This window comes from Kamptonema sp. UHCC 0994, from assembly GCF_029167235.1.
Taxonomy (GTDB): Bacteria; Cyanobacteriota; Cyanobacteriia; order Cyanobacteriales; family Microcoleaceae; genus Kamptonema.
In genome coordinates this window covers 1-12,406 of record NZ_JARFTR010000105.1, presented here as the reverse complement: position 1 = coordinate 12,406, position 12,406 = coordinate 1, and the positions used below count along the sequence as shown (strand labels likewise).

Annotated in this window: 4 protein-coding genes; all 4 read left to right on the top strand. The window is 39.3% G+C overall.

All coding sequences use genetic code 11. The annotated features are described in order from the left end of the window. Positions 1 to 76 precede the first annotated feature (76 nt). The 4 genes from PY364_RS10415 (at position 77) to PY364_RS10400 (ending at position 12,358) form a co-directional block, all read left to right on the top strand. Positions 77 to 1,336, top strand: a complete 1,260-nt coding sequence (locus PY364_RS10415; protein WP_275522300.1) for a class I SAM-dependent methyltransferase — start codon at positions 77 to 79, stop codon at positions 1,334 to 1,336. A gap of 106 nt (positions 1,337 to 1,442) precedes the next feature. Then, positions 1,443 to 4,940 carry a methyltransferase domain-containing protein gene (locus tag PY364_RS10410; protein ID WP_275522297.1) on the top strand — a complete coding sequence of 1,166 codons (3,498 nt, stop codon included), beginning with the start codon at positions 1,443 to 1,445 and terminating at the stop codon, positions 4,938 to 4,940. Continuing rightward, entirely contained in the window at positions 4,937 to 5,809 is an 873-nt protein-coding gene (locus PY364_RS10405) for a GDP-mannose 4,6-dehydratase (RefSeq protein WP_275522296.1), read from the top strand. The genes PY364_RS10410 and PY364_RS10405 overlap by 4 nt, the downstream gene beginning before the upstream one ends. Before the next feature lie 30 nt (positions 5,810 to 5,839). Next, positions 5,840 to 12,358: a glycosyltransferase gene (locus tag PY364_RS10400; RefSeq protein ID WP_275522295.1), complete on the top strand. Its 6,519-nt coding sequence runs from the start codon at positions 5,840 to 5,842 to the stop codon at positions 12,356 to 12,358. The last annotated feature ends 48 nt before the right edge of the window (positions 12,359 to 12,406 follow it).

The following is a 12,406-nucleotide window of genomic DNA, read 5'->3' as shown; positions in this document are numbered from 1 at the left end:
GTCAACTCACCGCCAAGATGGCGGCGCTACGTCAAGGGTGCGATAAATCCAAACAATAATTTTTAAAGGCAAAACCATGCACTTAGGCCATCGTAAAACTTGTCGAGTCTGCGGTTCTTCAGCACTCACCCCAGTCATTAATTTAGGAGAACAACATTTACAAGGTTCCTTTTTTAAGCCAGGAAAAGAAGAACCACCAATGAGAAAAATAGCCCTTTCTCTATTGCGTTGCGATCCTACAAAAGATGAGAACGCCTGCGGTTTATTGCAGATGGAACATACAGTTCCACCAGAAGTTTTGTATTCTGCATATTGGTATCGTTCCGGTACTAATCAGACAATGCGAAATCACTTACAGGGAATTACTCAAGAAGCAACAGCACTGATTAACAAAAGTAATGCCCGTGTTTTGGATATTGGCTGTAATGACGGCACTTTACTCAAGTCTTATCCCCCAAATTTTATCAAATTTGGAGTCGATCCTTCTGACGTAGCGCAAGAAATTACCGGAGATATTACAGCTATTCAAGATATTTTTCCTTCTGAAGAATTGACCAAAGTATTGCAAGGCGAAAAATTTGACATTATTACCTCAATCGCCATGTTTTATGACTTGGAAGACCCGGTAAATTTCTGTCAAGAAATCAAAAAAGCCCTGGCTCCTGATGGTTTATGGGTATTTGAAATGTCCTATATGCCATCAATGCTCAAGATGAATTCCTATGACACAATTTGTCACGAGCATTTGGAATATTATAGTTTAGCGGTGTTGGAATATATTCTCAAACAAGCTGACTTAAAAATAGTAGATGCTGTTCTTAATGACATCAACGGTGGTAGCATTCGCTGTTATGCAACAAATGTTGATAATTTTGCATTCAAAAGACAAGAAGCGGTGACACGCATCAAGCTTTTGCGTCAAGATGAGTTTGACCTGGAGCTTGATACTGACAAACCGTACAAGAATTTTCAAGATCGGATTAATGTGCATAAAGATGAGCTAATTTCAATGTTGAAAAAGCTCAAAAAGGAAGGCAAAAGTATTCATATTTACGGTGCATCAACTAAAGGCAATACCATTTTGCAATGGTGTGGAATTGACAATCGAATTGTGGACGTAGCGGCGGAAAGAAACCCTGATAAATATGGTGCTTATACCCTTGGTACAGATATTCCAATTGTCAGTGAAGCAGATTCAAGAGCCATGAAGCCGGATTATTATTTAGTTTTGCCTTGGCATTTCAAAGAAGAATTTTTGAAACGCGAAGAAGCAACTTTGAAAAGCGGTGTCGGCTTAATTTTTCCTTTGCCGAACCTCGAAATCATTAAATTCTAATGGGACTTCTGCTCGCAGTAGAGCTGCCAAGATGGCGGCATTACGTAAAGAATGCTTAAGTTTTAACTGAGTCCAAAAATAAAACAGCGCACAACAGGATAAAAACATGACACATTTCTTCTTGCATAATAGTTTTCACAGCGGCGATGTGATTTTGACAAAAGCCGTAATTCAGGCAGTCCGAATCAGTTTTCCCAGAGTGAAAATTACCTTAGAATGTGTTGAAAAATCTGCCTATCTGTGGGAAGATTTAAAACTGCCTATTTCTCTATATCAAGGGAAGGAATATCAAGGAACAGAACCAACGCCAAATTGCCCTAATGATGCCATTTTTGTCAATATGTGGTTTGGCGTTTTTAATGATATTTTCAACCTCTATGGTATGACATACCAAAACAACGTTCATACCTTTAATCGTCAGATGTATCAGCAGAATCTAAATCATAAGTATCTGCTAGCAATACCAATTTATACGCCTACGATTACCTTCTTTGGTCAGTTAGAGAAGGAAATAGAAGTTAGAGAAAATAGCATTTTGGTGGAAAACGGAGAAGTTTTTTCTAATCAGAATTATTTTTATTTAGACGAAAATCTAAAGCAAATAGCAGCGGATTTTCCGACGCTAAATTTTTACTGTTCAGGTCAACCTGAATTTGCTGCTGCTAATATTTTTGATTGCAGTGGAATGAACCTTAAAGATTTATCCCATGTAGGAGATAAATGTATTGGTTTATTGATGAAAGGAAGTGCTGTAAATGCAGCATCTCAAACGGAGATTAATCGCTACAAACCTCGCTGTATTGTTGGCTGGAATTTGCCAGTCAAGCTTTGGGAAAACTTGGAAAATCCGGTAGTTTATGCTAAAAATTATGCCGAAGTTAAGGCATTTATTTCTAGTTTGGTTGCACCTGAACAGACAGCATTTGCGTCAACATTTTCTCAATCATCAATAGTTGTAGATGGGACAAAAAAACCGCGAGGTCTATTTCTAAATACTGCGAAAGCCAATTGTAGCATCTACGAGTCTGGCAAAATGGCTTATCAATGTTTATTACTTTCAGGAAAGTACGACCTTGATTATTTAGAAATTAGCGAAAATGCGGCTGATATTCCGAATAATTATGAATTTTACATTTTTAACTATCATCATGTAACAATGAGTTGGCTCAATACAAAAAGAGTGAGTTTATTGCCGGGATTAAAAGCAACATTGGTGCTGGAAACACTTACTAATAACCCCTTCGGTTTCTGTCCTGCTGATGATTTTGATGCCTATTTAGCGCTCGATCCGACAATGAATGTGGCAGACAAAAAAGTGTATGCTTTCCCCCGTCCCTTAGAAGTTTATACCCCACTCACCCCATACCGTGAATCGTCAATTCCTGTAATTGGTACTTTTGGATTTGCCACGATAGGCAAAGGATTTGAATTGGTTGTAGATGCTGTCAATAAAGAGTTTGAAAAAGCAATTGTCAGAATCAATATTCCGGCATCAACTTATAGCGAAGATAGACATTGGACATTGCATAAAAAACATTATGCAGATTATCTCAGCGAGTTGTGTAAAAAAGTAGCTAAGCAAGGAGTTGAAGTAGTTGTTACCAATGAGTTTATGACCAAAGAACAACTCATTGAGTGGTGCGGCCAGAATACACTGAATTGTTTTCTTTACAACAGGAATCAAGCGGGACTTTCCGCAACTACCGATCAAGCTATATCAAGTGGAAGACCCTTAGCAATTTCAAATAATGAAACATTTCGGCACATTCATCGCTATATTAAGCCGTACCCCTTCCAGAGTTTAAAAGATGCGATCGCTTCATCACAGCCGCAAGTTAAGCAAATGCAAACAGACTGGCACCCACAAAATTTTGCAACCAAGTTTGAAGAAGTTTTAGAAGATTTTGGAATGCTACCTAAAACTGAACGGAAGACTGTTCAGATACAAGTTTCAGAATCGCCTAAACCGACTATACTCATTGTTTCTCATAAGCAAAAACAATGCGGGATTTACCAGTATGGTGTCAATATTACAGAAGCGCTACAAAAATCTTCGCGCTATTCTTTTGCTTATGCGGAATGTTCTAATTACGCAGAACTTCAGAATGCAGTATCTCAAACAAATCCGGCTGCGATTATTTATAATTACTATCTGGCAACAATGCCTTGGCTGAGAAAAGAGGTGACTAGACAGTACAAAATTCCACAGCTAGGAATTATGCACGAAGTCACTCAGGAGGAAGCAGATAATGCTACGCGAGAGATGTTTGACTACCATTTATGTCCAGATCCAACTCTGGCAGAAAATAATCCGATTGTTTTCAAGACCAAACGCCTGATTTCCCCTTACATTAACAGCCAAAATATTCCTGATATCGTAACAGTAGGAAGCTTTGGTTTTGGATTTAGTGACAAAGGTTTTGAACGGTTAGTTACACTTGTACAGGAAGAATTTGATCGAGCAAAAATAGTGCTGCATTTGCCTTTTAATAATGTTGTCGAACAGCAAGGACAATTTGCTAAAGCAACAGCGGAAAACTGTCGTCAACTTATTTCTAAACCCGGCATAGAACTTGCGATTAACCATGAGTTTCTAAGCAAACAGCAACTCCTCCATTTTCTGGCAAGTAATACACTCAATGCTTTTTTCTATGACTCCCATAAAGATCGAGGGATTTCAAGTGTACTTGAACACGCTTTAGCAGTGCAGCGACCTCTGGCGATTAATAAATGTGGGATGTATCGTCATGTCTTTTCGGCAAATCCTTCAATTTGTATCGAAGATTCGAGTTTGAAGCAAATTATTGATAATGGCATCGCGCCGCTTGTACCCTTTTATAATGAGTGGAGCGAAGCCAATTTTATTTTGAATTATGAGCAAATTCTTGATAAAGTGCTAGGTCAAGGGCGGAGCCATCAGAGCAATTTACCTCAACTATCTTTTACGGTTGGTCTTCCTAATGTAACATCATTAAATCGGATTTTGGACGATGCCGCACGCAGCCAGTACGAACCTGTCATTAATCAATTATTTGCCTTGGTTCCTGAGATGATGGCGCGGAAAATACCAGAAGCTAATATTCAGCAAGCCTTTATCTTAGACACCGCTCACAAGTTTGCATCCCAATTAGTAAAACCTAAAATTTTATGCGTTGGTAGTCATGAAGATAGTGCTGCTGCTGCCTTAAAGCAACTCGGCTATCACTTAGAAGAAATCGATCCTGCGATCAATTGCGATCTCAATGTTTATTTCCATAAACCATCTACAATTAAGGGCAGCTATGATATTATTTTTTCAACATCTGTGGTGGAGCACGTTCAAGATGATGAACTATTTATGACGCAAATCGCTGAACTTCTGGCACCTGGAGGTACTGCCATTTTAACTTGTGATTACAACGATCAGTATAAACCAGGCGATCTTATTCCAGTAGTGGACTTCCGCCTTTACACTCAGAAAGATTTGCGGCATCGAATTCTTCCTTTACTGAAAAATTGTAGGCTTCCTGACGTTCCCCAGTGGGATTGTCCGAACCCAGATTTTATCTATGAAGGATGTCGCTACACATTTGCAACCTTTGTTTTTCAGAAAAATAAACTGTGAACGCTCTTATTTTTGGTGCCAACGGACAAGACGGATATTATCTTAATGAATTGTACAAAGCTAAAGGAATTCAACCGATAGGTTTGTCACGTTCTGGAAATTGGATACACGCAGATGTATCGAATTACGAACAAGTTGAGCAGTTCATCAAAGAATACAAGCCAACTTATGTATTTCATTTAGCTGCTAAATCAACAACGCGGCACGACGCGCTGTTTGAAAATCATGCTGCAATTTCCACTGGTACGCTGAATCTTTTAGAAGCAGTGTACAAATACAGTCCTAACTCGAAAGTTTTTATTACAGGGAGCGGCGTTCAATTCTATAATGATGGGAATCCTATTTCTGAGGATACTCCTTTTGAAGCAAGTAGCACTTATGCGATCGCGCGCATTCAATCAGTCTATGCTGCTCGATATTATAGAAGTCTAGGTATCAAAGCCTATGTAGGCTATTTATTTCATCACGAAAGTCCTCTGAGAAAGCCAAGTCATGTCAGCCAAAAAGTTGTTCTTGCCGCTAAGCGCATTGTCGAGGGAGCTGATGAAAAACTGCAAATGGGTGATATCTCTGTAGAGAAAGAATGGACTTTTGCAGGTGATGTAGCACAGGGAATTATGACGCTGGTAGAACAGGAAAATGTTTTTGAAGCTGTCATTGGTTCCGGCAAAATTCATACAATCAAAGATTGGATAAAAGTCTGCTTTTCTATACTTGGTTTGGATTGGACTCGCTATGTAGAAGAGACTGAGAATTTTCAGACTGAATATAAGCGATTAGTATCTAATCCCGCCTTAATGCACAGCCTCCACTGGCAGCCAAATATAGACTTGCAGCAACTTGCAGCTATGATGATCGAGACCAGATAAAATCACGCTTTAACTTGAGGCCTTTGAAGGATGAAAAATTTATCTCAGCCAGCTATTTATCCCTATTCTTCTAGTAAGCGGATTTTGCTAGGACAACTTGGCTTAAATGGCGATTGTCTTCATGCAACTACTTTGGCTAGGCAAATCAAACATGATTATCCAAATTGCCATTTAACTTGGGCAATTTCGTCAATGTGTCGTAGTGTAATTGAAGAAAATCCATTTGTTGATGAAATCTGGGAAATACCCGCCAATAATTGGCAGGAAATAGTGAAAGGTTGGTATTGGCTAGAAAAAGAATTACGGGTTCGTCTTAATCGAGGTGAATTTGATGAAGTCTTTTTGACGCAGGTGAGTCCAAATAACTATCAAAATTATGATGGAACTACTAAAGCATCTCTTTTTCGAGGCTATCCAAAACCGATTACTGTACCGATTCAGAATATTTTGCATCTGCGAAATGATGAGATTGAAAGAGTCCGTAATTTTGCTGAACAGCACAATTTACTGAAACGCAGTCATGTTATTTTATTTGAGTTCACTGGCAGTAGTAGCCAATCTTTTGTTAAGCCAGAATATGCTTTGTCTGTCGCTCAATCGCTCCTGTCTCGTTTACCAGATTGCAGCATTATTCTTTCATCGAGCATGAAAGTTCTCGTAACAGATGAACGAATTATTGATGGTAGCGTGTTGACACTACGAGAAAATGCGGAATTAACAAAATATTGCAGCCTTTTAATTGGGTGTTCTAGCGGCGTAACCCAAACAGTATTAACCGATTGGGCTAAACCGTTACCCATGATTCAATTGTTGCTGGCATCCACATCAGTTTATGCTTCTATTGCCCACGATCTTGAATATTGGAAACAGTCTTCAGAGCAAGTTTTAGAAATGACTGATTGCTCGGTAGAACACGCAGTTGAATGCGCTTATACTGCTCTCGTAGAAGGATTTTCTGAGGCTCGTTGCCGATTTCACCAGCAAATCCCCTTAAATTTTAACTTCTATTTCCAAGTAGTTCATCAAGCTCTCCTACAAAATTGGCAGTATCTTAAAGCGGCACAATCTGTTTTACATACTACAGAACGATACGGTTGGCATCCACAGCTAACAACCTTTGTAAAAAATGATTTAATACCTAAGATAGATGTCAATAAAACTTTGCAAATTACCGAGGAAAATTATGGTAAGTTTTTGCAAGAGTTTGTTGGTGAATGGGCAGAGGATAAAAAGGTTACAGTTTCCGCAATCGCGCCTGAATCTACCAGCCAGCATAGACCTTTTTGGTCAGTAATGATCCCAACTTATAACCCTAAAGATCATTACTTTGAAGAAACCTTAAAAAGTGTTCTGGAACAAGCTTCAAACTCTAACGAAATGCAGATTGAGGTGGTTGATGATTGTTCAACACACTCTGATTTAGTAGAGGAAATTGTTAGGAGAATAGGAAATGGTAGAATTTCTTTCTACCGCCAACCTCAAAATCTCGGTCAAATTGCTAATTGGAATGATTGCATCCAGCGGGCTCACGGCAATTGGATTCACATCTTACATCAAGATGATATTGTTCTGCCTGGGTTTTACAGAAGTTTGCAAGTGGCATTAGAAAAAAATCAAAATGTAGGAGCAGCTTTTTGTCGTCATTACTATATAGATGAAGAAGGAAAGCAACGCTTTTTCTCGGAAATTGAACGAGAAACAGCAGGAATCATCGAAAATTTCCTAGAGCGAATTGCAGTTAGGCAAAGGATTCAATTTGCTTCTATTGTTGTCAGTCGCAGCGTTTATGAAAAACTGGGCAAATTTGATCCGCAAGCTGCTTCTGCTGCTGATTGGGAGATGTGGAAACGAATTTCAGTTCATTGTCAAGTTTGGTATGAGCCTCAATTTTTAGCGTGTTTCCGGCTCCACTCTGCCTCAGAAACTTCTCGCTTAATGCAGTCTGGTGGAAACATCGCTGACGCTCACAAGGCTATTAAAATTTCCCAATGTTACCTTCCTAAAAATATGGCTGAGGAATTATCAAATCAGGCAAAAGAACACTATGCAATCGAAGCTATGAAAATGGCACATTCAATGATTGCGAAAGGCGATATAAATTCAGCAATTGCACAGATTAGAGAAGGATTGAAATGCAGTAATTCTGCCGAAGTAACTAAGTTAATTCCGGCTGGTTTTCAGCCGAAGGAAGTGGAGCAAGAACAACAAAATAACCTTCTAACTTTATCACCAAAAATCATCATTGACGGCGTAATGTTTCAGATTCACAATTCTGGAATTACCCGTGTTTGGCTTTCATTAATTACAGAATGGGCAACTCAAGATTTTGCTCAACATATTCTCGTACTCGATCGTAATGGAACTCTCCCCAAAATTCCTGGCATTAAGTATCGACAAATATCAGCTTATGACTACAACAATACTGAAGCAGACCGCGAAATGTTGCAGAAAATATGCGATGAAGAACAAGCCGATCTTTTCATTTCTACTTACTACACTACACCGCGATCGACACCCTCTGTGTTCATGGCTTATGATATGATTCCAGAAGTCATGGGAGCCAATTTAGCTAACCCGATGTGGATCGAAAAACATCAAGGTATCCGCCATGCTTCTGCCTATATTGCCATTTCCGAAAGCACAGCTCGCGATTTAGTTAAATACTTTCCTGATATTTCTCCAGAATCAATAACAGTAGCTCATTGCGGAATAGATAGGAAATTCTCACCATCAACATTGGTAGAGATTAATCAATTTAAGGTAAAATATGATATTTCAAAACCTTACTTTATCTGGGTGGGCGATCGCGTTGGATTTAACGGCTATAAAAATGCTGTTTTCTTCTTCCAAGCATTATCTCAATTAGAAAATAAACATCAATTTGAGATTGTTTGTGTAGGCGGTAACTCAGTATTAGAAACGGAATTAAAAGCATACACTTACGATATTAAGATTCATCTTTTAAAACTAAGTGATGATGAATTACGAAGTGCTTACTCTGGTGCTTTAGCATTAGTTCAAACATCAAAATATGAAGGTTTTGGGTTGCCATTGCTCGAAGCCATATCCTGCGGTTGCCCAGTAATTGCCTCTCAAAATAGCTCAATCCCTGAAGTTGTAGGTCAAGCAGCTTTATATGTGAACGGCGAGGATGTTAAAGAACTAAAAACAGCACTAATTGATGTGCAAAGTTTTCATACTCGTCAAGCATTAATTGCTGCTGGTCTAGAACAAGCTAAAAAGTTTTCCTGGTCAGAAATGGCAGGAAAAGTTAGCTCATCTTTAATAGCTGCTACTAAGCTTTCCTCTAAAACATCTATTACTCTACCACCTTCTATGACTTCCCTAATCAGCATTATCGAACAATATCAAAGCAATCAATCAGATTCATCAGCATTAGCAAATATCCGCCAAGCAAGAAAACAGATTGCCGATCGATGGCTCAATTCCTCCACACTCGAACAACTTGCAAATGCCTATGCAGGAGAAACAGGTAAAATCCATGAAGCACTGCTGAATAGTGGCATTAAAGATGAAACACTAACTGATGAAGAACAAACTTTTGTCAATCAACTAGCAACACAAATTGCCAAAGGATTTGATGAAGTTAAAACTATCAATTATCTCCTCGCTGCAATGCTTTACCGCCGTGCAGATCGACTACCGATCAAATACGAACGCGCCGCTATTCCCAATTGGTTTGTTAATGACTATTTGAAATTTATGTTTGTCTGTCCCAACCTCTTCCAAGAAATAGGAGAAGCAGACAATTACTATCGCTATCTACAAGGATGGCTAGATTACGTTCATACCAACATCTTTAATAACCAAGATTCTCAAATCTGGCAAAATATTGCTTTATTTTTCAGTCAAATAGCTAACTTTATTCCTCTTTACTTTACGACTGCAAACCTGCGAGATATTTACACAAAGCGGGCAGATATTATGGAGTTGGTTCTCAAAAATCGAGGCTTTCAGGTTGATTATGTTTTCCCACCCAGACCAGCAACTCGCTCAAAAATCCGCTTAGGAGTGCTTAACGATCATTTTGCTCCTCAGACAGAAACCTTCGCAACTCTTCCTGTATTTGAACATTTAGACCGCAGTAAATTTGAGATTTTTCTATATGCTCTCAATGTCAGCGGTCATCAATTAGAACAATATTGTCAAAGTCGCGTTGATAAACTGGTTCCACTTCCTAAAGATTTTGCCTTGCAGGTACAAACTATCCGCGATGATGACTTGGATATCCTGTTTATTGGCACTAACTTAACAGCTATTAATAAGCCGACTACTTCCCTGGCACTTCACCGTTTAGCACGGGTACAAACGACATCTTTCTGTTCGCCGACAACTACGGGAATGCGACACTTAGACTACTACATTGCAGGCAAGTGGACAATACCAGATATTAGTTACAAAGACCAATATCGAGAGGGATTAGCTATTCTGGATGGTAGCGGATTTTGCTTTAATTACGCTACTCAGTCTGAGGTTCCGACTCTTCAGCCAACCAGAAATAGTCTCGGTATTTCTGAACACACAAATGTATTCATCTCAGGAGCCAACTTCTACAAAATTTTGCCAGAACTACGAGAAAGTTGGGCGAAAATCCTGGCAGCAGTTCCCAATTCTATGCTGATATTATATCCATTTGGCCCAGCTTGGACTCGTACTTATCCAGCTACACCTTTTGTGAATAATTTGTATGCTGTATTAGCTAAATACGGCGTTGATAGCAAGCGTCTATTAATCGTAAAACAGTTACCGAGTCGCGGTGATGTTAAAGAGTTTTTGCGGTTAGCAGATGTTTATCTTGATTCCTATCCCTACGCTGGTGCAACTTCTTTGATTGACCCTCTACAAGTAGGGTTGCCAACGGTAGTGATGGAAGGAAATGCTTTGCGCTTCCGCCAAGGGTCAGCAATGCTGCGTGAACTTGAAATACCAGAATTAATTACTAATAGCCAACAATCTTACCTTCGATTGGCAGTTGCTCTAGGTAGTAACCCGCAATTGCGACAGATTCATCGACAAAAAATTCAGCAAAAAATGCAAAGCAATCCTCGGTTTTTGGATGCTCATACCTACTCGCTTTCTATTGGTAAATTATTCCAAGAACTTTTTCAAAAATGGCAAAATAGTCAGTCACCTCTTGGCAGTTCAGTGTTAGCACCCAGCGCTGAATTTATCAATAAACTTGTGGATTGTGTAAATCTATACCGCACAAATTCATCAGCAGAATCTACGATTGCATCTTTACGCCAAATTCGTAAACAGTTCGCTGATTATTGGTTGAGCGTCACTGCTGAACAACTGGAAACTATCTATCAAAGTGATGTCGGTAAGGGCTATAAAATTCTACTTTGCTCTGATTTTCAAAATCAACCGCTGACTGAAGAAGAAAGGGTATTTTTGCAGCAATTAATCCAGATTAGCAAAGGGTTGGTACATCCTAAAGCTATTAATTCCTTACTCGCTGGAATGCTGTACTTTACTCCGGGAACAATGCGGATACCAGATGCTAAGACTCGTCTACCTCGCTGGTTAATAGAAGATTACGAGCAGGTTTTTGAGAGTGAAGTTGCACTCAATTTTGACTCGATTAACCAACCCTCAGCCTCTCAGTTACTAGCTCAGTATATTAGTTCGCCACAATTTTTGAATCAACTGCTAGGATGTGTGAATCTCTACCGCATCGATCCTACTGATGAATCTGTGGTAATGGAACTCCGCCAGATTAGAAAACAAATAGCTGATTTTTGGCTAAGTGTATCAACGGAGGAACTGGAAACTATCTACATGGCTGATGTTGGTAAGGGTTATCAAGCAATACTTTACTCTGGTTTTCAAAATGAGCCAATGCTTGAAACTGAACAGGTGTTTTTACAGGAATTGACGGAAATTGGTAAAGGGTTAGTGCATCCTAAAGCTATTAATTCTATGCTGGGTGCAATGCTATATTTGCCTCCGGGTAAAATGCGCGTACCTGATGCTAAAAATCGTTTGCCGAAGTGGTTAATTAGCGACTATGACAAGGTGTTTGAAAGTGTATTTGCCGCCGCTGAAATAGATGATACTCTCTCCGAACCAATTACGCAAGCGCAAAATTTGCTGCCGCAGTTTCTAAGTCAATTATTTAGCTCTGTGCATCTTTATGAAATAGATTCAACGAGTGAATTGTTAATAGCAGACTTGCGGCGAGTTCGCAAGCAATTAGCTGATTTGTGGCTAAAAGTTCCGGCAGAGCAATTACAAACTGTCTACCAAGGTGATTTAGGTAAGGGCTATAAAGCTTTGTTGGGCTGTGGTATTATTAATCAACCACTAATAGAAAGTGAAGGGGCTTTTTTGAACTCATTAGTTACTGAATTAAGTAAAGGAATGACAGGGCAAAAAGCGATAAATCACCTATTAGCCGCAATGTTGTACTGTCGTCCAGGTCAATTACAGGTACAGGATGCAAATAATTGTTTGCCTCAGTGGTTGTTAGAGGATTATGAGAAATTTGTTAAAGGTGGGATAAAGGTGGCTGTTAAGCGATCCTAAATCTGGCAGGAGTTACGCAAAAGTATGCGTAACGCCGCCATCTTGGCG